Origin of the sequence: Mesorhizobium sp. 1B3, from assembly GCF_050958605.1 — a bacterium.
In the GTDB taxonomy this organism is placed as follows: Bacteria; Pseudomonadota; Alphaproteobacteria; order Rhizobiales; family Rhizobiaceae.
Genome location: NZ_JBJHDO010000017.1, coordinates 1 through 21,913 on the forward strand (window position 1 = coordinate 1; position 21,913 = coordinate 21,913).

Consider the following 21,913-nt stretch of genomic DNA (forward strand, 5'->3'; position numbering starts at 1 on the left):
AACAATCACTTTCACATCATCCGAAGCAGATGTGTGCGCACGCTAGCCCACAAGGGGAGAAGGGGGAGTTTTGCAGAAGCGCTCCTGCCAATCGCCAGCGCTGGCGATTGGCGTTGGCGTTGCGACCGTCTCCCCTTCTCCCCTTGTGGGAGAAGGTGGCCGACAAGCTTGTGACGCGGCCAAGCCGCGGCACAAGCGCCGGAGGTCGGATGAGGGGTGTTCCAGAGACCGCCGACGATCCGTGAGATGTGTGAATGTCGTAGCCTACAGATGGGGAGATGGGCAGTTTCGACGCGGGCGCTTTCCCTACTATTGACGATTGGCGAAACTCGAGCGGCCGTCCAATCTCCCTCCTTGTAGGGGAGATGTCCGGCAGGACAGAGGGGGGTGCTGAGAGACGCAACATCGGACAACCTCCAACTTCTCGTAGTTCTACTATTTGCGATATTTCATGCACAGATACCACCAGCCTATTATTTTGCGCACAACGGATGAGATTCCCCTCGCGTTGCCAAGAGGGCCCGCCGGCGCGACAATGAGGAACACCAATCAGGGAGAGAAACCATGGTCGAATACGGTCATTTCATCGGCGGCAAGCGGGTCGCCGGAACGAGCGGCCGCAGCCAGGACGTGATGCAGCCGATGGATGGCACGGTGCGCGGCACGGTCGCGCTGGCCTCCGCGGCGGAGCTGCGAGCGGCGGTCGAGAATGCCAAGGCGGCCCAACCTGCCTGGGCCGCAACGAACCCACAGCGGCGCGTCCGCGTGCTGATGAGGTTCCTCGAGCTCGTCAACCGGGAATACGATTCCCTTGCCGAACTGCTCGCTCGCGAGCACGGCAAGACCATCGCCGACGCGAAGGGCGACATACAGCGCGGCCTGGAGGTCGTCGAGGTCTGCATCGGCGCGCCCCATATGATGAAGGGAGAGTACACCGACGGAGCCGGGCCCGGCATCGACGTTTTCTCCATGCGCCAGCCGCTGGGCGTGGTGGCCGGCATCACGCCCTTCAACTTTCCGGCGATGATCCCGCTCTGGAAGATCGCCCCGGCGATCGCCTGCGGCAACGCCTTCATCCTCAAGCCGTCCGAACGCGACCCCGGCGTGCCGCTGCGCATCGCCGAGCTCTTCGTCGAGGCCGGCCTGCCCGCCGGCGTGCTCAATGTCATCAATGGCGACAAGGAAGTGGTCGACGCGATCCTCGACGACCACGACATCAAGGCGGTCGGCTTCGTCGGCTCGACGCCGATCGCGCAGTACATCTATGCGCGCGGCTGCGCGGCGGGCAAGCGCGTGCAGTGCTTCGGCGGCGCCAAGAACCACATGATCATCATGCCCGACGCCGATATGGATCAGACCGTCGATGCCCTGATCGGCGCCGGCTACGGTTCCGCGGGCGAACGTTGCATGGCCATCTCGGTCGCCGTGCCGGTCGGCAAGGAAACGGCGGATCGGCTCGTGGAGCGGCTTATCCCGCGCGTCGAGAGCCTGAAGGTCGGCCCTTCGACCGATTCCTCCGCCGATTTCGGCCCGCTGGTCACCCGGCAGGCGCTGGAGCGCGTGAAGGGTTATGTCGATATCGGTGTGAAGGAAGGCGCCAAGCTGGTCGTCGACGGCCGCGGCTTTACCATGCAGGGCTACGAGAACGGCTTCTACATGGGCGGCTGCCTGTTCGACGACGTGACTCCGGAGATGCGCATCTACAAGGAAGAGATCTTCGGACCCGTCCTGTCGGTGGTCCGCGCGCCGAACTACGAGAACGCCATCAAGCTCGCCAACGATCATGAATACGGCAACGGCGTCGCCATCTTCACGCGCGACGGCGATGCCGCCCGCGACTTCGCCAGCCGCGTCCAGGTCGGCATGGTCGGCGTCAACGTGCCGATCCCGGTGCCGATCGCCTACTACACTTTCGGCGGCTGGAAGGGCTCGGGCTTCGGCGACCTGAACCAGCACGGATCCGACGCCTTCCGTTTCTACACCAAGACCAAGACGGTCACATCGCGCTGGCCGTCCGGAATTAAAGACGGCGCCGAGTTCGTCATCCCGACGATGAACTGAACTGACCGCCAGTCGGTCCTGCAACGGCCCGGGGCATCCGCCCCGGGCCGTTTTGCGTCCCCCTCATGACGGACGCTAAATTATTCGTGATGGAACGGCATCCCTGACGGAAGGATTAAGTCGCACAGGGCTTTTGCATCGGTAGGTCTGTGCGGGGAAGGCAACCGCGCGCGAGGAGATGTCCCATGGCACGAGCAATCACCCTTTTCGGAACCGTCAGCGCCGCGGCACTGGCCCTGTCCGTCCACTCCACCGCTGCCCAGGGCCCCTCTTGCGGGCCATATAAGGCCGTGGTGAAGAGCCTTGCCGAACAGTATCGCGAGAAGCCCCAGTCGGTTGGCGTCATAGACAACAACACCGTGCTGGAGGTGTTCGTTTCCGATGCCGGCACCTGGACGATCGTCGTGACCGATACCGCCGGACGCAGCTGCGTGCTTTCTGCCGGCGAAGGCTGGGACAACAACACGGTGATAGCGTCGCTGCCCAAGCTATGATCAGGCATCAGCGGCCGTCGGCGACCTCGGCGTGGAGGCGCAACAGCGCCATCAAATGCTCGGCCGCAAGCCCGGCACCATTTTCATCACCATCGACGATCGCCCGGATGAGGGCGACATGTAGCTCGGCCGATTCGGCAAGACCGGTCTCGGCCTTGTAGCGGAACCAGAACCGGCGGCTGTGGGTCTGAAGCGGCGCGGCCATGCGTGCGGCGAACGGGTTGTCGGCGGCCCGCGCCATCACCTCGTCCAATACCTTGTCCGCTTCCAGGAACGCGACCACGTCCCCGGCCACCACCGCATTGTGCATCAGAAGCGCCGCGCGTTGGAATTCGGCGGTGGCCTCTCGCCGAACGAAGCGGGCGGCTGAGCGGGCGAGCACGATTTCAAGTCCGCGGCGCGCGTCGAGCACCCTCAGCCAGTCGCTGGCATGAAGCGGCGATATGGCGAGGCCTGCCCGCGGCCGGATGTCTATCAGGCCTTCCCAGGCGAGCCTCTGTAGCGCCTCCCGCACCGGTGTCCGGCCCAGCCCGACGCGCTCGATCAGCGCCGCTTCCGTTGCCACGCTGCCGGGAGCGAGCTCCAGGGTAACGATCATGCGCTCAAGCGCTCGATAGGCTTTCCCCGCCGCCGGTTCGAAAACCACTGTTTGAATGTTGTCGGCCAAGTGGTTCGTTCCACACGGTATATTCTTGATATATCAGGCCTATATAGGGGCCCGTCGAGATTGACAACGATTCCCCGATTTGGAATATCACTGATATATCAGCCGGAGATCAAATCTTGGAGTTCGATATACTCCCCGCAGCAATCACGAAATTCACTGCGGACCACTGCCTCGATCAAGGCGAGATAGAGCGCCGTTTCGGGCTGACGAAGGAGGTCGGGTACGGTGGTTTCATCGTCGCCCGTCCGCTCGGGAAGGCACTCTCGCCTCACGCGAATCGCGACCTGCCTGCAACCAGATGCAAGATCGCCTCGGACAAACCGGTCCTCCTCAACATCAACGAGCAGGCACGCGTCAGGCGGCCGCTCTCGCCAAACGCGGACAAGGCTCAGGCGAAGGGCTGAGGTGCGAGCAGAGCGAACCTCGAAGGACGCACAAGACCGATGACATCCGACAACCATATCGAGATCGCAATCATCGGTGCCGGCATCGTCGGCATCTGCAGCGCCGCCTTCCTCGCCGAGGCCGGCCGGGATGTCATGGTGATCGACCGGACCGGCATCTGCGAGGAGACGAGTTCGGGCAATGCCGCCGCCTTCGCGTTTTCGGACGTGCTGCCGCTTGCCCACAAGGGCATGGCCGCGCAGGTGCCGAAATGGCTCGCCGATCCACTCGGCCCCCTTTCCATTCCGCCGGCCTATCTGCCGAAACTCCTGCCCTGGCTCTACCGTTTCTGGCGCGCCGGCGCAGCCGGCCTCTACGAGAAGAGCCTCGTCGCCCAGGCCGCGTTCATGAAGCTCGCGGAGATCGAATGGATGGGCCTGATGGAGCGCTCCGCCACCCGGCCGATGCTGCGCGAGGACGGATCGCTGGAACTCTATGAAAGCGAGACCGAGTTCCGGTCGTCGTTGCCCGGCTGGGCGGCACGCGACCGGTTCGGCATCGCCTATCGGCATCTCGCCGGTAATGAGCTGGCCGAATATCAGCCGGGGCTCTCGTCGGATTTCGTGCGCGGCACCTTCGTGCCCGGCTGGAAGACGGTCTCCGATCCCCGGGATCTCGGCAAGGCGATCTGGCGATTCGCTGAGGGAAAGGGCGCCACCTTTCTCAAGGGCGACGTCGCCCTCGCCATGCCGTCCGGTGACGGCATCGTGATCCAGCTCCGCCAAGGCCGCACGATCCATGCCCGCCGATTGATCGTCGCCGCCGGAGCCTGGTCACATCTCCTGGCTCGTCGGTTCGGAGAAAAGGTGCCGCTCGAAACCGAGCGCGGCTACAACACGACGTTGCCGACGGACGCCTTCGATGTCCGCCGTCAGCTGATCTTCTCCGGCCATGGCTTCGTGATCACGCCGCTTGCCACGGGGTTGCGTGTCGGCGGCGCGGTCGAGCTCGGCGGCCTCCGCCGACCTCCCAACTTCGCCCGCTCCAAGGCCATGCTGGAAAAGGCGCGGCGCTTCCTGCCGGGGCTCGATGCCGACGGTGGGCGTGAATGGATGGGCTATCGCCCATCCCTGCCGGATTCCCTTCCAGTGATCGGCCGCTCGGCCGGCCACGCCAATGTTCACTACGCCTTCGGTCACGGACATCTCGGCTTGACCCAGTCCGCGGCCACCGGCCGGTTGATCCGCGATCTCGTCCTGGGGCAGACTCCCCCTATCGACCTCTCGCCCTTCGACGCAGCACGGTTTTGAGGCAAGATAGCCAACCACGAAAGCGGACACCTCTCTATATGGCACGGCATACCTTCACCTGCATCGACGGCCACACCTGCGGCAACCCGGTCCGTCTCGTCGCCGGCGGCGGCCCTCTGCTTCAGGGCTCGACCATGATGGAGCGACGAGCGCATTTCCTCGCCGAATACGACTGGATCCGGACCGGCCTGATGTTCGAGCCGCGCGGACACGACGTCATGTCGGGCTCCATTCTCTATCCGCCGACACGCCCCGATTGCGACATCGCCATCCTGTTCATCGAGACGTCGGGCTGCCTGCCCATGTGCGGGCACGGCACCATCGGCACCGTGACGATGGCCATCGAGAACGGGCTGGTGAAGCCGAAAACGCCGGGCGTGCTGCGTCTCGACACGCCCGCCGGGCTGGTCGTCGCCGAATACAGCCAGGTGGGCGAATATGTGGAGGAGGTGCGCATCACGAACGTGCCTTCGTTCCTCCATGCCGAGGGCCTGACCGTGGATTGCCCTGTGCTCGGCGAGATCCGCGTGGATGTCGCCTATGGCGGCAACTTCTACGCCATCGTCGAGCCGCAGGAGAACTACCGCGACATGGCCGAGCACGCGGCAGGCGATCTCATTGCCTGGAGCCCGATCGTGCGCCAGCGGCTGAACGAGAAATACTCCTTCGTCCACCCGGAGAATCCGGCGATCAACCGGCTCTCCCATATGCTGTGGACCGGCAAGCCGGTCCATCCGGATGCGGATGCCCGCAACGCCGTATTCTACGGCGACAAGGCGATCGACCGTTCCCCCTGCGGCACGGGCACCTCCGCGCGCATGGCGCAGTTGCATGCCAAGGGCAGGCTCCAGGCCGGTAACGATTTCGTGCACGAATCCATTATCGGCTCGCTCTTCAAGGGCCGCGTGGAAAGCGAGACCACGGTCGCCGGAAAGCCTGCCATCGTCCCGTCCATCGGCGGCTGGGCGCGGATGACCGGCCTGAACACCATCTTCATCGACGATCGAGACCCCTTCGCGCACGGCTTCGTCGTCAAGTAGAATGGCGGCCCTTATGTCTAGACATAGACTATCGTATGATAGCGACTTGAACGCAAGAATTCCGTATGAAACGGGCTATGCACGCAAGAAGCTTCCAAAAGCGTCGGGAAAACGGCCTTATTCGTCAAGGACATTGCGTTAGGCCAATGATAGCTTCCCGCCTAGTCCAGAAGAAAGCCGCCAAGAACAGCCGGACTATCTGTCGGCTTGGAATGCGTTCATCGACACAAAAAATGACGTTGCATTCCAGGCTCGGAACTTTAGGACTAGAGGGAACTACGAAAGGAATGCGACCGAAAGGCGACATTCCCAGGGGAGCCGCGCACACATGGAATATTTTGTCCAGCAGCTTATCAACGGGCTGACGCTGGGGTCGATCTACGGGCTGATCGCGATCGGCTACACGATGGTCTACGGCATCATCGGCATGATCAACTTCGCCCACGGCGATGTCTTCATGATCGGCGCCTTCATCGCCCTCATCGTCTTCCTCATTCTGCTCAGCCTGTTCTACACGGTGCCGGTGGCCATAGCCCTGCTGATCATGATGATCGTGGCCATGCTGCTCACGAGCCTTTATAACTGGACCATCGAGAAGGTGGCTTACCGGCCGCTACGCGGTTCGTTCCGGCTGGCGCCGCTGATCACGGCCATCGGCATGTCGATCGTGCTGTCGAACTTCGTCCAGGTGACCCAGGGGCCGCGCAACAAGCCGATCCCGCCCATGGTGTCCCAGACCTATAGCTTCGCCGGCGTCACCGTCTCGCTGAAGCAGATCATCATCGTCATCGTCACCGCCACGCTGCTCGTGCTGTTCTGGTATCTGGTCAACAAGACCGCGCTCGGCCGTGCGCAGCGTGCCTGCGAGCAGGACCGCAAAATGGCGGCGCTGCTCGGCATCGACGTCGATCGCACCATCTCCATCACCTTCATCATGGGCGCCGCGCTTGCCGCGGTCGCAGGCACCTTGTTCCTGATGTATTACGGCGTGGTGGTTTTCTCCGACGGTTTCGTTCCGGGCGTCAAGGCGTTCACGGCGGCGGTCCTGGGCGGCATCGGCTCGATTCCGGGCGCGGTGCTGGGCGGCCTGCTCATCGGCTTCATCGAGAGCATGTGGTCGGCCTATTTTTCCATCGACTACAAGGACGTCGCGGCGTTCTCGATCCTCGCCATCGTGCTGATCTTCCTGCCCTCCGGCATACTCGGCCGGCCCGAAGTCGAAAAGGTCTGAGGCCATGGTCGCCATCCCTGCCGCCCGCGAAGAAACCGCCAGCGTCTATGGCCGCGCCTTCCGCGAGGCGTTCTATGCCGGCGTGATCTCCTTCGGCCTGTTCGTCCTGCTCATTGGCCTCAAGACCGATCAGAACATCCGCAACGAGCTCATTCTGGTCCAGCGCTGGGGGCTGCTCGCCGTCGTCGTCGGGCTGGTCATGGTCGGCCGTTTTCTGGCCGTCGCCTATGTCCAGCCGGCGATTGCCCGGGCGCGGGCGGAGAAGGCGAAGGCTCCTCCCGTCGTTGCCGAGCCTGGTTTCGTCCGCCGCAACTTCAACTCGATCGGCATTACGGCCCTCCTGGTTTACCCCGTTCTCATGGTCGCGATCTTCGGCCTGCAGGGCTCGCTGAAATATGTCGACAATTTCGGCATCCAGATCCTGATCTATGTCATGCTGGCCTGGGGCCTGAACATCGTCGTGGGCCTCGCCGGCCTGCTCGATCTCGGCTACGTCGCCTTCTACGCTGTCGGCGCTTATGCCTATGCACTGCTGGGCACGCATTTCGGCTGGTCGTTCTGGATCCTCCTGCCGCTGGCCGGCATCATGGCTGCCTTCTGGGGCGTTATCCTGGGCTTCCCCGTGCTGCGCCTGCGCGGCGACTATCTGGCAATCGTGACGCTCGCCTTCGGCGAGATCATCCGCCTCGTCCTGATCAACTGGCGCGAGGTGACCAACGGCTCGGCCGGCATTTCCGGCATCCCGAAGGTCAGCTTCTTCGGGCTCTTCACCTTCAACGTGTCCGACCCGAACTACGTCGCCAAGGTGTTCGGCCTCGCGACCTCCGGCGTCTATTACAAGATCTTCCTGTATTACTTGGTCCTGCTGCTCGCCTTGCTGACCGCCTTCGTCACCATCCGGCTGCGCCGCATGCCGGTGGGGCGCGCCTGGGAAGCACTGCGCGAGGACGAGATCGCCTGCCGCTCTCTCGGCATCAACACCACCAACACCAAGCTGACTGCCTTCGCTATCGGCGCTATGTTCGGCGGGTTCGCCGGCGCCTTCTTCGCCGCGCGCCAAGGCTTCGTCAGCCCGGAATCCTTCGTGTTCCTGGAATCGGCGATCATCCTGGCCATCGTGGTGCTCGGCGGCATGGGCTCGCTGCCCGGCATCGCCATCGCGGCGGCTGTCATGATCGGTGGCACGGAAGTCCTTCGCGAACTCCAATTCCTCAAGGTGATCTTCGGCCCAGGCTTCACGCCCGAACTCTATCGCATGCTGCTGTTCGGCCTCGCCATGGTCATCGTCATGATCTGGAAACCGCGCGGCTTCGTCGGCAGTCGGGAGCCCACCGCCTTCCTGCATGAGCGAAAGGCCATATCGAGCTCGTTCACGAAGGAAGGCCACGGCTGATGAACGCAACACCTTCCATGACCGCGCCCATTCTCAAGGTCGAACATCTGTCGATGAAGTTCGGCGGCCTGGTGGCGATCGGCGACCTGTCCTTCGAGGCCAGCCGCGGCGAGATCACCGCGCTGATCGGCCCCAACGGCGCCGGCAAGACGACCGTGTTCAACTGCATCACCGGCTTCTACAAGCCGAGCGAGGGCATGATCACGCTCACCGGCAGGGAAGGCGGGCAATACCTCCTGGAACGCATGGCCGATTACCAGATCACGGCCCGCGCCAAGGTGGCCCGCACCTTCCAGAATATCCGCCTGTTCTCCGGCATGACGGTGCTCGAGAACCTTCTGGTCGCGCAGCACAACACGCTGATGACCGCCTCCGGCTTCACCGTGCTTGGTCTGCTCGGCATCGGCAACTACCGCAATGCGTCGCGCGAAGCGATGGATCTCGCTCGTTACTGGCTGGAGAAGGCCAGCCTGATGGACCGTGCCGACGACCCGGCCGGCGATCTGCCCTACGGTGCGCAGCGCCGCCTCGAGATCGCCCGGGCAATGTGCACGAAGCCGGAACTGCTCTGCCTCGACGAGCCGGCGGCCGGCCTCAATCCGCGAGAATCGCACGCGCTCAACGAGCTTCTCAACGATATCAAGGACAATACCGGGACCTCGATCCTGCTGATCGAGCACGACATGTCCGTGGTCATGCAGATCTCCGACCACATCGTCGTCCTGGAATACGGCCAGAAGATCTCCGACGGCACCCCTGAACAGGTCAGGCAGGATCCGCGCGTCATTGCCGCCTATCTCGGCGTCGAGGACGAGGAAATCGAAGAGGTTCTGGTCGAGGTCGGGGACGAGCACGTGATTCAGGAGCTCGATGTCGAGCCCGATCCCGCGCACGGTCCCGGCGCCTCGTCCTCATTCCTGGCAGGCTCGGTCGCCGATACGATCGGCCACAGCGATCCACAGGGCGAGTTCGTCAAGATATCGCCCGGTGCATCGCGCGCCGCCCGGAGCGACGAGCGCATCCGTCGGGAGGCAGAAGCGAAGAAAGCCGCCCCGCCGGCTTCGAAGAAGAGCAGGCCCAGAAGCGGATCGCCGAAGCGCGGGAGTAAGAAATAATGGCCGCTACACCGCTTCTCGCCGTCAAGGGCGTCGAGACCTATTACGGAAACATTCGTGCGCTCAACGGCGTCGACGTCAGCGTCAACGAGGGTGAGATCGTGGCCCTTATCGGGGCCAATGGCGCCGGCAAGTCGACCCTCATGATGACGATCTTCGGCAACCCGCGCGCCCGGTCCGGCACCATCACCTTCGCCGGCACCAATATCACCGAGCTGCCCACACACGAGATCGCCCGGCTGCGGATCGCGCAATCGCCGGAAGGCCGGCGCATCTTCCCGCGCATGACCGTGCTGGAAAATCTGCAGATGGGCGCGAGCCTCGACAACCTCAGACATTTCAACGAGGACGCCGAGAAGATCTTCCATCTCTTCCCGCGCCTGAAGGAGCGCATTTCGCAGCGCGGCGGGACATTGTCGGGCGGCGAGCAGCAGATGCTGTCGATCGGCCGCGCGCTGATGGCGCGTCCGAAGCTTCTGCTTCTCGACGAACCGTCGCTGGGCCTGGCGCCGCTGATCGTCAAACAGATCTTCGACGCGATCAAGGGGCTCAACAAGACGCAGGGCCTCACCGTTTTCCTCGTCGAGCAGAACGCATTCGGCGCGCTGAAGCTCGCCGACCGCGGCTATGTGATGGTCAACGGCCGGGTGACCATGAGCGGCAGCGGCAAGGAACTCCTGGCCAATCCCGAAGTGCGAGCCGCCTATCTGGAAGGCGGACGCCATTGATCGAGCGAGGGACCTGATCATGCAAGGCATTCTCTACGAGGAACCCTCGGTCTGGCAGTTCTTCTTCGTCACCTGTCTTCTCGGAGGCTGGGCCGCATGGATGACGGGCCGCGCCTGCGCGCAGACATGGCGCCCCTATGCGAGCCTCGTCGTCTACCTTCTGGTCCTCGGTATAGCGGTCCGGTTCATCCATCATGCTCTCTTCGACGGCACGATGTTCACGGCGCAATATTATGTGGTGGACACGATCGTCCTCTTGATCCTCGGCTCGCTCGGCTACCGCTATACGCGCACCAACCAGATGGTTACACAGTATAACTGGCTCTATGAGCGCTCTTCGTTGCTTAGCTGGAAAACAAAGGGCTGAGGGAGAACCCGCCAAACAGAGTTCGCGCCGGTACAACGAAGGTGAATCGGCGTGACAACTGCCTGAAAATCGGCAAACTACCACTTCTGCGATAAGGGTGGGCATCGCATGAGTGACTTTCACGCCCACTCAGCCAATGGGAGTGTATCAATGAAAAAATCACTGTTGTCCGCAGTTGCCCTGACCGCGCTGGTTGCGTTCGGCGGCAGCGCGTGGGCGGACATACTGGTGGGCGTCGGTGGACCGGTCACCGGGCCGAACGCCGCCTTCGGAGCGCAGCTCCAGAAGGGAGCCGAGCAGGCCGCGGCCGACATCAACGCCGCCGGTGGCATCAATGGCGAGCAGATCAAAGTCGTCATCGGCGACGACGTGTCGGATCCCAAGCAGGGCATCTCGGTAGCCAACAAATTCGTCGCGGACGGCGTCAAGTTCGTGGTCGGCCACTTCAACTCCGGCGTGTCCATCCCGGCCTCGGAAGTTTACGCTGAAAACGGCCTCCTGCAGATCTCGCCGGCCTCGACCAACCCGACCTACACCGAACGCGGCCTCTGGAACACCTTCCGCACCTGCGGACGTGACGACCAGCAGGGCATTGTCGCCGGCGCCTATCTGGCAGCCAATTTCAAGGACGCCAAGATCGCCGTCATCCACGACAAGACGCCGTACGGCCAAGGCCTCGCCGATGAGACCAAGAAGGCGCTCAACGCCGCCGGCGTCACGGAAGCCATGTATGAAGGCATCAACACCGGCGACAAGGACTTCTCGGCCCTTATCGCCAAAATGAAGGAGGCCGGTGTCTCGGTCGTCTATTACGGCGGCCTGCACACCGAGGCCGGCCTGATGATGCGTCAGCTCGCCGACCAGGGTCTGAAGGCCACCTTCATGTCGGGCGACGGCATCGTGTCGAACGAGCTCGCCTCGATCGCCGGCGACGCCGTCAACGGCACGCTGATGACCTTCTCGCCGGATCCGCGCCGGAACCCCGCCGCCAAGGACATCGTGGAGAAGTTCCGCGCGGCCGGCTTCGAGCCGGAAGCCTACACGCTCTACGCATATGCGGCGCTGCAGGTCATCGCCGAGGGCGCCAAGGCCGCGGGCAGCACCGACCCGCAGGCGGTTGCGGAAGCCATCAAGGCCAAGGGGCCGTTCAAGACGGCCATCGGCGATCTCGGCTTCGATTCCAAGGGCGACATCACCCGTCCCGACTATGTGATGTACACTTGGAAGAAGGGCGACGACGGCAAGTACAATTACTTCCAGAACGAGTAGGCTTCTCCGGAACGGCCCGCCGACAAGCAATGTCGGCAAGAACGCCCGGCGCCAACGCGCCGGGCATTTTTTTGCGGATGCGCTGACGCCCGCACGGAAAGCGGAGGCAGGCATCGGCGAAATCCGTGTGAAAACAGGTAGCTGGGAGAACTATCCTGTCGCGCGATGCCGCGAGCTCATTATCTGTTTTTGTTTGCGCTGCAGCATTTTCCGGCTAATCATGCGCCCTCCACTTTCCGCCCCTGGAGTGTTTCGTGCCGATCAGCAAGATCCTCGTCGCCAATCGTTCCGAAATCGCCATCCGCGTCTTCCGCGCGGCCAATGAACTCGGGCTGAAAACGGTCGCGATCTGGGCCGAAGAGGATAAATACTCACTGCATCGCTTCAAGGCTGACGAATCCTATCAGGTGGGCCGTGGCCCGCATCTGCTCCGCGACCTCGGCCCGATAGAGAGCTATCTCTCGATCCCCGAGGTGATCCGCGTGGCTAAGCTCTCGGGCGCGGACGCGATCCATCCCGGCTATGGCCTCCTCTCGGAGAGCCCCGAATTCGCCGAGGCCTGCGCCGAGAACGGCATCGTCTTCATAGGGCCGAAGCCGGAAACGATGCGTCGGCTCGGCAACAAGGTCGCCGCACGCAATCTGGCCATAGAGGTCGGCGTTCCCGTTGTGCCTGCCACAGAGCCGCTGCCGGACGACATGGAAGCGGTGCGCGAAATGGCGGCCGAGATCGGCTATCCCGTCATGCTCAAGGCATCCTGGGGCGGCGGCGGCCGTGGCATGCGCGCCATCCGCGACGAAGCCGATCTGGCACGCGAGGTGACCGAAGCCAAACGCGAGGCGAAGGCCGCCTTCGGCAAGGACGAGGTCTATCTGGAGAAGCTGGTCGAGCGGGCCCGCCATGTCGAAGTGCAGGTGCTCGGCGACATGCATGGCAATGTCGTGCATCTGTTCGAACGCGACTGCTCGATTCAGCGCCGCAACCAGAAGGTCGTCGAGCGCGCGCCGGCGCCTTACCTCGACGATGCGCAACGCCGCGAACTGTGCGGTCATGCGCTGAAGATCGCCGAGAAGACCAGCTATATCGGCGCCGGCACCGTCGAGTTCCTGATGGATGCCGATACCGGCAAGTTCTATTTCATCGAGGTCAATCCGCGCATCCAGGTCGAGCACACCGTCACCGAGGAAGTGACCGGCATCGACATCGTCAAGGCGCAAATCCACATTCTCGACGGGTTTGCCATCGGCACGCCCGAATCCGGCGTGCCCCGGCAGAAGGACATCCGGCTGAACGGCCACGCCTTGCAGTGCCGCATCACCACGGAAGATCCCGAGCAGAATTTCATCCCCGACTATGGCCGCATCACCGCCTATCGCGGCGCCACCGGCTTCGGCATCAGGCTCGATGGAGGCACCGCCTATTCCGGCGCCGTCATCACGCGCTACTACGATCCGCTGCTCGAGAAGGTGACGGCCTGGGCGCCGACGCCCCAAGAGGCGATCGCGCGCATGGACCGGGCGCTGCGCGAATTCCGCATCCGTGGGGTGGCGACCAATCTGACCTTCCTCGAAGCAATCATCACGCACCCGGCTTTCCGGGACAATTCCTATACGACGCGATTCATCGATTCGACGCCCGAACTCTTCGCGCAGGTCAAGCGGCAGGACCGCGCCACGAAGCTCTTGAACTATCTCGCCGACGTCACGGTGAACGGCCATCCGGAAACGCGCGGCCGGCCCGAACCGAGTCCGGAGGCCGCGCCGCCCATCGTGCCCTATATCGACGCGACCGTGCCTCACGGCAGCAAGCAGCGGCTCGACGCGCTGGGTCCCGAGAAATTCGCGGCGTGGATGCGCGCGCAAAGCCAGGTGCTCGTCACGGACACGACCATGCGCGACGGACACCAATCGCTGCTGGCGACCCGCATGCGCACCCACGACATCGCCGCCATCGCCGGCGTTTATGCGCGGGCCCTGCCGCAGTTGCTGTCGCTCGAATGCTGGGGCGGCGCGACCTTCGATGTCGCCATGCGGTTCCTGACGGAGGATCCGTGGGAGAGATTGTCCAGGGTGCGCGACGCCGCCCCGAACCTGCTGTTGCAGATGCTGCTGCGCGGCGCCAACGGCGTCGGCTACACCAACTATCCCGACAACGTCGTCCAGCATTTCGTCAAGCAGGCTGCCCGCGGCGGCATCGATCTCTTCCGCGTCTTCGATTGCCTGAACTGGGTCGAGAACATGCGTGTGGCGATGGACGCCGTGCGCGCCGAGGGCAAGCTGTGCGAGGCGGCGATCTGCTACACCGGCGACATTCTCGACCCAAGCCGCGCCAAATACGACCTGTCCTATTATGTCGGACTCGCCAGGGAGCTGGAGGCGGCGGGCGCCAACATCATCGCGGTCAAGGACATGGCCGGCCTGCTGAAACCCGCCGCTGCCCGCGTCCTCTTCAAGGCGCTGCGCGAGGCGACCGACCTGCCCATCCATTTCCACACACACGACACTTCCGGCCTCTCCGCCGCGACCGTGCTGGCAGCGGTGGAGAGCGGCGTCGATGCGATCGACGCGGCCATGGATGCCTTTTCCGGTAATACTTCCCAGCCTTGCCTCGGCTCGATCGTCGAGGCGCTCAAGGGCAGCGAGCACGATCCGCGCCTCGATACCGAATGGATCCGCAAGATTTCCTTCTATTGGGAGGCCGTGCGCAACCAGTATGCCGCCTTCGAAAGCGACCTGAAGGGGCCGGCATCGGAGGTCTATCTCCACGAGATGCCCGGCGGCCAGTTCACCAATCTCAAGGAGCAGGCGCGCTCGCTCGGACTGGAGACACGCTGGCACGAAGTGGCGCAGACCTATCACGACGTGAACCTGATGTTCGGCGACATCGTGAAGGTCACCCCCTCCTCCAAGGTGGTCGGCGACATGGCGCTGATGATGGTCAGTCAGGACCTCACGGTGGCCGATGTCGAGAACCCCGCGCGCGACATCGCGTTCCCGGACTCCGTCGTTTCGATGCTGCGCGGCGATCTCGGCCAGTCGCCCGGCGGCTGGCCGGCGAAGCTGCAGAAGAAAGTGCTGAAGGGCGAAAAGCCGATCACGGTGCGGCCCGGCTCGCTGCTTCCCGCCGCCGACCTTGCCGGCAGCCGCAAGGAGATCGAGGAAAAGCTCGGCAGGAAGCTCAGCGAGTTCGAATTCGCTTCCTGGCTGATGTATCCGAAGGTCTTCACGGACTTCGCCGGTGCTCAGGAAAGTTATGGCCCGGTCAGCGTGCTGCCGACGCCGGTCTATTTCTACGGCATGAAGCCCGAGGACGAGATCTTCGTCGACATCGAACGCGGCAAGACGCTGGTGATCCGCTGCCTGGCTGTCGGCGACGTGGACGAAAAGGGCATGGTCACCGCGTTCTTCGAGCTCAACGGCCAGCCGCGTCGCATCAAGGTGCCCGACAGGGCGCATGGAGGGTCGGCAAAGGCAAGGCGCAAGGCGGAAGCCGGCAATGAAGCGCATGTCGGCGCTCCGATGCCGGGCGTGGTGTCGACGCTCGCCATCGCCGCAGGGCAGGCAGTGAAGGCCGGCGATGTCCTGCTCTCGATCGAGGCGATGAAGATGGAGACGGCGCTGCACGCCGAACGCGACGGGACGGTAGCCGAAGTGCTGGTGCGTGCCGGCGACCAGATCGACGCCAAGGACCTGTTGGTGGTCTTCACCTGACCACCGCCATGCTTGCCGATCTGACGTTGCTCCCCTATTCTACCGGCGAAGGGGATGGAGTCCCCCAAAACCGCCCATGAAGGGATGATGACTCCTGCTGTGTGGAAACGCGCTGCGGGAGTTGGATGTCCGGAAGGCCGACCCGCAGCGTTGCGGGTTTTTTTGTTTTCTTTTCGGGCGGTGATCTGGCCGGACCGCGCTGATCATGCTGAATCGGGTAGGTCGAACATGCAGGACATGCTTCATATCGTTATGTGGGTGGCGCTCGGCAGCGCCATCGGAGGACCCGCGCGCTATTTCGTATCCGGCCTCGTCGGGCGGCGTGTCGGCGAGACGTTTCCCTGGGGCACCATGGTGGTCAATATCAGTGGCGCCTTCTCGATCGGTGTGGCAGCGGGTGCCGCGACGATCGAGGGCCTGCTTCCCATGCCGGCCGGATGGCAGCTCATCGTCACCGGCTTTCTCGGAGCCTACACGACGGTTTCCTCGTTCAGCCTGCAGACCATGGCCCTTGCCCGTGACGGCCAGGTCCTGAAGGCTGGTGGAAACGTGGCGCTATCTTTGTCTTCGTGCCTTTCCGCCGTGGCGCTCGGATACGGTGTCGCGATGCTTCTGTGGGGAGCGAGCCAGCCATGACGGAGGCGGATGAGGCCCCTCCCGACGAACATGTCCGGCCGGCAAACGTGACATTACAAGCCAAGGCCTGGTGGCGGCGGCTCCGCGAGACCGCGTTTCTCTACCTCGCCGTCTCGGTCGGCTCCGTCATCGGCAGCGTCTTGCGCGCGCTCGCCTCGCTCGCCGCCCTCACCTGGATCGGGCCAGCGTTTCCGTGGGGAACCCTCTTCGTCAACATCGTCGGCTCGTTCGTGATCGGCTTCTATGCCGCCATCACCGGTCCGGGCGGAAGGATATTCGCGGGAACCTATCAGCGTCAGTTCGTCATGGCCGGCATCTGCGGCGGCTTCACGACTTTTTCCGTGTTCAGTCTCGAAGTGTTTCGGGCGCTCCACGCCGGCATCGTTGCGCTTGCCGGGCTTTATGTCGCCGTTTCCATCGTCACTTGGCTTGCATCGGCTTGGTTCGGCCATGCGCTCGCTTCCCGCCTCAACCGTTTAGGAGGAACATGATCATGCAGATACCGCGCCATGCCACGCTTCTGAGAATATTCATCGGCGAGGATGACCGCGACGACGGACGTCCCCTTTATGAAGCGATCGTGCTCAAAGCCCGTGAGATGCAGCTAGCCGGCGCGACGGTCGTGCGCGGAGGGATGGGTTTCGGCCAGTCGAGCCGGCTTCACACGACCAAGATCCTCCGCCTGTCCGAGGATCTTCCCCTGGTCATCGAGATCGTGGACAGCGAAGAAAAGATCAACGCCTTCCTGCCTGCCCTGGAGGCCCTCATGTCGAGCGGCCTGGTGACGCTCGAGAAGGTGCAGGTGCTGCAATATGGAGCGAGGCATCCATGAATATCGGACCTTGTGATGGGCGAAAAACGGGGTGAAGATCGCACAAATTCGCTTTGTCCGCGCAGCCTTGGTCGAAGATGACCGAAGCTTGTGACTCGGCTGACTCAGATCTCTGACAGGAGGAAATCATGGCCAGCAGCAGCAATCTCGATGGCCTGATAAAGTTCCTTTCACGCGACGAGTGGGAGGATTGTTTTCAAGAGATCTTCGACGATCATTTCAGGGAGATCCTCGACGACGGCGATCTTGATTTCGAGGATCTCGCCGAGCTTTTCGGCGATCACTGGGCGATGACGCTCTGGGGATGCGCCTTCGAGGATTTCCTCACTCAGGATTTCGACGTCCGGGGCGGAAACATTGTCGACGAATACCTGAAGCGGCGTGGGTGGAAGGAAACCGCACAGGCAAAGGCTTATATGAAGGCGCTACGGACGTCCGTGATGAGCCTGTACGAAGTCAGCGACGTGGTTCCGGGAAAATCTCTGATGGCCCGCGATCTTATCCGCGGCGGCGATCCCGTCCTGGTCAGCGAAGGGAGCGCTACGAAATCGCTGCGGCAGTGGGACCGAATTGCAGCGAGAATTGTCGATGTCGGAGGCAAGAGCGTGCTCAGCGGTGGGCTTTTGCCTTACACGCTAGCGGCATCGGACGCCGTCTTCGATGCTCTGCGGGAGACATTCGGAAAGAAACGTTCCAAGAAGCTGCCGACCCTGAGCGGCGATGAACTTCGATCCGTCGCTTGGTTTTTCAGTATCTGCTGGCAGGCCGATACGCTGAAACGGTTGATGCTGCCGGATCTCAAGAACAGCGATGGCGACGACGTCGTATTCCATGATGCCCGGTTTCCTCTTGCCGCCGGTGTCACCCAGAAGACTATCGCCACACGGCTCAACGAAGTCCCGAACCTAAGACAGGACAACGATAAGGTTTGGATCTGGCAAAGCATCCCGCGAGAACCGGGCTCCGACAGCCATCCCGGTGAACTCGCCACCGAAACCAGGCCGGATGATGGCGAGTACGTGATCCTGGGCAATGTCGAGTTGAAAGGCCGCGCCCTGCATCTCACGACCAATTCGGCCATGAGGGCAGAAAAAGGGGCGGCGATGATAACGGCCGCGCTCGGCGACCTCGTTGGTGTGCCGCTGACCGAAATTCGCACCATAGAACAGTTAATGGCCGAAAAGCCGGTTCAACAGCGCAAGAGCAGCCACGATCCCGATATGCCGCCGGAAATTGCCGAGGAGATCGCTCAGGCGTATCTCGACAGGCATTATCGAGAAACGCTCGACGTTCCGGTTCCTGCTTTGGGCAACATTTCGCCGCGTAACGCGATCAAATCAGCGAGTGGCCGCAAAAATGTCTCCCAATGGCTGAAGTATCTGGAGAACCAGTCTGAACGGACGAACGGGACGTATGATTTTCGATGGATGTGGAAGGAACTCGGCATAGAGTATCTGCGACGTTGACCCTTCCGCACCATACTACCTGGTCCAACAATCTCTTTTTCCCGCTCGGTTGACTCGGCGTTTAACCGATTTAGTCTCGCCGGCGCCAAACGAGAACCCCCAATGGATGCTTCCACCCGACTTGGTCAGGCCGTTCGCGGCCGCTGGGCCGTAGCCGCGATGTTCTTCGTGAACGGCTTCGTGACCGGCAGCTGGGCACCGCAGATCCCGGTCTTCCTGACCCGTCTCGGCATCACCGAGTTCACCCTCGGCCTGCTGATCCTGCTGTTCGGCGTGGGCGCGCTGATCGCCATGCCGGTTTCGGGTTATCTCATGTCGCGTCACGGCTCGCGCCAGGTGACGCTCGGCTTCGGCTGCATCGTCGTCTTCGCATTGGTCCTCGTTGCACTTGCGCCCAACGTGCTTGTGGCTGCCCTCACGTTGCTGATCTTCGGCGGCGTCATCGGCGCCATGGATGTCGCCATGAACGCTAATGCCGTGGCTGTCGAGAAGAAGCTGTCGCGCGCCGTCATGTCCTCCTCCCATGGTTTCTGGAGCCTGGGTGGCTTCACCGGTGGCGGCATCGGCGGTCTCGTAATCCAAAGCTACGGCCATCTCGCTCACGCCGTCGGCGTAAGCGTAATCGCGATTCTCATTCTGGCCGTCGCCGCCCGCCACCCTGTGACGGAGGACAAGCCGGTCGAGCACGAACACCATAAATTCTCCCTGCCCCGAACGGCGACCGTCTATCTGATCGGCGTCATGGCGCTGTTCTCCATGGTGCCGGAAGGCGCCGTGCTCGACTGGGCAGCCCTCTACATGAAGCAGGATCTCGGCACCGATCTCGCCACCGCCGGTCTCGCCTATGCCTTTTTCTCCGGCGCCATGGCGCTTATGCGTTTTGCGGGCGACGGGGTGCGCAACCGCTTCGGCGCGGTGAAGACGATGCGGGTTTCCGTCCTTGTCGCGGCCGCCGGCATGTTCGTCGCGGCCCTCTCGCCTTCGCCGGTGCTGGCCATCTGCGCCTTTGCCGTTTGCGGGCTGGGAATTGCCAATGTCGTTCCCATCATCTTCTCCGCTGGCGGGAACCAGCCCGGCATGTCGCCGGGCACCGGCATGAGCGTCGTCACCACGATGGGCTATTCCGGCATCCTGCTGGCCCCGTCGGCCATCGGTTTCGCCGCCGAGCATGTAGGCTTCACGCCCGTCTTCATCACCCTGTCCGCGCTGCTCGTCGTGGTGAGCCTGATGGGCGGGCTCGTGCGCACGGCCGATTTCAAGGCGTGAGGGCGTAGCGCTTCAGCTCAGAAAAGAGAAAATCGGCCACACGCCGAATGCGCGGGCTCGTCCGCACGTCGCGATGCATGGCGAGCCACATCGGCAGACCCGGCAGGGCCAGGGCGGGCAACAACGGTTCGACCGTGGGATCGCGGTCGACAAGCGACTTCTGCATGAAACCTATGCCGTTGCCGGCCCGCACGGCCTCCCAGGCGACGATTTGATTGTCCGTGCGAATGCGGAAGGCGTGGCGGTCGACAATGGTTCCCAGAATCGCGAAGCCGCGGATAATGTCGTCGCTCCGGTCGTAGCCGACAAGGTCGTGGCAAAGCAGGTCCTCTGCTCGTTCCGGCCGCCCCCGGCGGTCGAGATAGGCGCTGGCCGCGCAGACCGCCAACGGCAGGTCGGCGACCTTGCGCGCCACGAGCTCGTTCTGGACGGGCTTCACCATGCGCACGGCGATGTCGGCGTCCCGGCGGAGGAGATTTTCGACCAGGTTGGATGCGACGATCTCCACCTCGATGCCAGGTTCTTCCACGCCGAGGCGGGCAAGCATAGGCGGCAGAACATAGGCGGCGACGATCTCGCTGGCGGCGACGCGCACCGTGCCGGCGATGGTTTCCGCCGTTCCGAAGGCCAGCCGCGAAAATGCGGTGGCCTGCTCGCTGACGCCACGCCCGCGTTCCAGGAGCGCGGCACCACCGTCGGTCAGTTCATAACCTCTGCGGCCTCGCCGGAACAGCGCGACGTCGAGGGTGGCTTCCAGCTCGGCGATGTGCCGCCCGATCGTCGGCTGGCTTGACGCGAGCCGCCTTGCGGCGCCGGAGAGACTGCCGGTTTCCGCAACCGCCACGAAACTCTTGATCAGGTTCCAGTCGAGATCAGCCATCGTCATTCAATTTTGAATATCAATCCGCCAACCTTAGGCGATTTCCATTCGGCCATAAAGGAACGATCTTCTGCCCGTCAATTCGCTCAGATGGAGACGAGAGATGAAAACAGTGATCGTGCTTGGCGCTGCCGGCCGCATAGGCGATGCAGCGGCGCGCTCTTTTCTGGCCGCCGGCTGGCGGGTCAAGGGCCTTGTCCGGAACACCGGAGCCGGCCGGCTCCCGGCCGGCGTCGAACCGGTGAAAGGAGACGCCGGCGAGAGGGCCGGGCTCATCGCGGCCTGCAAGGGCTCCGACGTGATCCTCAATGCGCTGAACCCGCTCTATACGGAATGGGCGGAGAAGGTGATGCCGATGGCGGAGAACGTCGCCGCCGCCGCGGAAGATGCGGGGGCAATTCATATGTTGCCCGGCAATGTCTACAATTTCGGCTACGGCATCCCTGTCGGCGCCAATGAGGACACGCCCGAAATGCCCTCGACAGAGAAGGCAAGAATCCGCATCGCGATGGAAGGGCTTTTCCGCAAGGCTGCCGAGGAGCGCGGCGTGCGGACCATCGTGTTGCGCGCCGGCGATTTTTACGGAGGTTCCCGGCCGGGGAGCTGGCTCGACCTGATCATTCTCGCCAGGCTTCGCAAGGGCATCTTCACCTGGGGCGGTCCCATGGACGTCCCGCATGCCTTCGCCTATCTGCCGGATCTCGGTCGCGCCTTCGTCGCGCTGGCCGAAAAGCGCCATGAGTTCGGGGCTTTCGAGCGCTTTCACTTCGCCGGGCACACGCTGAGCGGCAATCAAATGAAGCAGGCGACCGAGGCCGCTATCGAACGAGGGTTGGCAACCAGAACGGTTCCCTGGATCGCGCTCCGTGCGGCCGGGCTGGTCAGCCCCATGATGCGCGAAGTCGTCCGGATGTCCTATCTCTGGCGCACACCGCATTCGCTCGACGGCGGAAAGCTCGAGCAAGCCGTCGGCGAGCTGCCCGTCACCGACCCTGTCGAGGCCATCAGGCAATCGATTGCGGATCTCGCCCTGTGTGACGATAGCCGCATGGCGGCTTGAACGT

At 63.1% G+C, this 21,913-nt stretch carries 20 protein-coding genes and 1 riboswitch; of the genes, 18 read left to right on the plus strand and 2 right to left on the minus strand.

Annotation, left to right across the window (positions count from 1 at the left end):
* The first annotated feature begins 564 nt into the window (after window positions 1-564).
* Window positions 565-2,061 (plus strand): CoA-acylating methylmalonate-semialdehyde dehydrogenase, encoded by a 1,497-nt coding sequence (locus tag ACCO56_RS29900; RefSeq protein ID WP_433644597.1) that lies wholly within the window; start codon window positions 565-567, stop codon window positions 2,059-2,061.
* 185 nt (window positions 2,062-2,246) lie between these two features.
* Window positions 2,247-2,555: a hypothetical protein gene (locus ACCO56_RS29905; protein WP_433644598.1), complete on the plus strand. Its 309-nt coding sequence runs from the start codon at window positions 2,247-2,249 to the stop codon at window positions 2,553-2,555.
* A gap of 7 nt (window positions 2,556-2,562) precedes the next feature.
* Here the strand turns inward: ACCO56_RS29905 and ACCO56_RS29910 are convergent, their stop codons facing one another.
* Window positions 2,563-3,222 (minus strand): GntR family transcriptional regulator, encoded by a 660-nt coding sequence (locus ACCO56_RS29910; RefSeq protein WP_433644599.1) that lies wholly within the window; start codon window positions 3,220-3,222, stop codon window positions 2,563-2,565.
* Between the two features lie 116 nt (window positions 3,223-3,338).
* Here ACCO56_RS29910 and ACCO56_RS29915 point away from each other — a divergent pair, with 116 nt between their 5' ends.
* From ACCO56_RS29915 to ACCO56_RS29985, 15 genes are all read left to right on the plus strand, one after another.
* Complete coding sequence (locus ACCO56_RS29915) at window positions 3,339-3,626, plus strand: hypothetical protein (protein ID WP_433644600.1); 288 nt, start codon at window positions 3,339-3,341, stop codon at window positions 3,624-3,626.
* Window positions 3,627-3,665: 39 nt separating this feature from the next.
* On the plus strand, window positions 3,666-4,916 hold the full coding sequence (locus ACCO56_RS29920) for an NAD(P)/FAD-dependent oxidoreductase (protein ID WP_433644601.1): 1,251 nt from the start codon (window positions 3,666-3,668) through the stop codon (window positions 4,914-4,916).
* Window positions 4,917-4,954: 38 nt separating this feature from the next.
* A complete protein-coding gene (locus ACCO56_RS29925; RefSeq protein ID WP_433644602.1) occupies window positions 4,955-5,956 on the plus strand; it encodes a 4-hydroxyproline epimerase in 1,002 nt (333 codons plus the stop codon).
* 328 nt (window positions 5,957-6,284) lie between these two features.
* Complete coding sequence (locus ACCO56_RS29930) at window positions 6,285-7,187, plus strand: branched-chain amino acid ABC transporter permease (RefSeq protein ID WP_433644603.1); 903 nt, start codon at window positions 6,285-6,287, stop codon at window positions 7,185-7,187.
* A 4-nt stretch (window positions 7,188-7,191) separates the two neighbouring features.
* Window positions 7,192-8,580, plus strand: a complete 1,389-nt coding sequence (gene livM / locus ACCO56_RS29935) for a high-affinity branched-chain amino acid ABC transporter permease LivM (protein ID WP_433644604.1) — start codon at window positions 7,192-7,194, stop codon at window positions 8,578-8,580.
* Complete coding sequence (locus tag ACCO56_RS29940) at window positions 8,580-9,695, plus strand: ABC transporter ATP-binding protein (RefSeq protein ID WP_433644605.1); 1,116 nt, start codon at window positions 8,580-8,582, stop codon at window positions 9,693-9,695. Before livM ends, ACCO56_RS29940 begins: the two co-directional genes overlap by 1 nt.
* Complete coding sequence (locus tag ACCO56_RS29945) at window positions 9,695-10,423, plus strand: ABC transporter ATP-binding protein (protein WP_433644606.1); 729 nt, start codon at window positions 9,695-9,697, stop codon at window positions 10,421-10,423. The genes ACCO56_RS29940 and ACCO56_RS29945 overlap by 1 nt, the downstream gene beginning before the upstream one ends.
* 19 nt (window positions 10,424-10,442) lie before the next feature.
* Entirely contained in the window at window positions 10,443-10,790 is a 348-nt protein-coding gene (locus tag ACCO56_RS29950; protein WP_433644607.1) for a DUF6867 family protein, read from the plus strand.
* A 150-nt stretch (window positions 10,791-10,940) separates the two neighbouring features.
* Entirely contained in the window at window positions 10,941-12,059 is a 1,119-nt protein-coding gene (locus tag ACCO56_RS29955) for a branched-chain amino acid ABC transporter substrate-binding protein (protein ID WP_433644608.1), read from the plus strand.
* Between the two features lie 254 nt (window positions 12,060-12,313).
* Window positions 12,314-15,769, plus strand: coding sequence for a pyruvate carboxylase (gene pyc / locus ACCO56_RS29960; protein ID WP_433644609.1), 3,456 nt, complete (start codon window positions 12,314-12,316; stop codon window positions 15,767-15,769).
* Between the two features lie 41 nt (window positions 15,770-15,810).
* Window positions 15,811-15,873: riboswitch (Fluoride riboswitch) on the plus strand.
* 124 nt (window positions 15,874-15,997) lie between these two features.
* The gene (gene crcB, locus ACCO56_RS29965; RefSeq protein WP_433644610.1) at window positions 15,998-16,405 is read left to right on the plus strand and encodes a fluoride efflux transporter CrcB; all 408 of its coding nucleotides are present in this window, start codon (window positions 15,998-16,000) and stop codon (window positions 16,403-16,405) included.
* Window positions 16,402-16,896 carry a CrcB family protein gene (locus ACCO56_RS29970; RefSeq protein WP_433644611.1) on the plus strand — a complete coding sequence of 165 codons (495 nt, stop codon included), beginning with the start codon at window positions 16,402-16,404 and terminating at the stop codon, window positions 16,894-16,896. The genes crcB and ACCO56_RS29970 overlap by 4 nt, the downstream gene beginning before the upstream one ends.
* Before the next feature lie 2 nt (window positions 16,897-16,898).
* Window positions 16,899-17,237 (plus strand): DUF190 domain-containing protein, encoded by a 339-nt coding sequence (locus ACCO56_RS29975; RefSeq protein WP_433644612.1) that lies wholly within the window; start codon window positions 16,899-16,901, stop codon window positions 17,235-17,237.
* 128 nt (window positions 17,238-17,365) lie between these two features.
* The gene (locus tag ACCO56_RS29980) at window positions 17,366-18,703 is read left to right on the plus strand and encodes a hypothetical protein (protein WP_433644613.1); all 1,338 of its coding nucleotides are present in this window, start codon (window positions 17,366-17,368) and stop codon (window positions 18,701-18,703) included.
* A gap of 102 nt (window positions 18,704-18,805) precedes the next feature.
* Window positions 18,806-19,969: an MFS transporter gene (locus ACCO56_RS29985; protein WP_433644614.1), complete on the plus strand. Its 1,164-nt coding sequence runs from the start codon at window positions 18,806-18,808 to the stop codon at window positions 19,967-19,969.
* On the opposite strand, the gene ACCO56_RS29990 is transcribed toward ACCO56_RS29985, so the two are convergent.
* Complete coding sequence (locus ACCO56_RS29990) at window positions 19,959-20,849, minus strand: LysR family transcriptional regulator (protein ID WP_433644615.1); 891 nt, start codon at window positions 20,847-20,849, stop codon at window positions 19,959-19,961. The two genes, ACCO56_RS29985 and ACCO56_RS29990, sit on opposite strands and share 11 nt — an antisense overlap.
* A 103-nt stretch (window positions 20,850-20,952) precedes the next feature.
* Between ACCO56_RS29990 and ACCO56_RS29995 the strand changes: the two genes are divergently transcribed.
* The gene (locus ACCO56_RS29995) at window positions 20,953-21,909 is read left to right on the plus strand and encodes an NmrA family NAD(P)-binding protein (RefSeq protein WP_433644616.1); all 957 of its coding nucleotides are present in this window, start codon (window positions 20,953-20,955) and stop codon (window positions 21,907-21,909) included.
* Window positions 21,910-21,913: the final 4 nt, after the last annotated feature.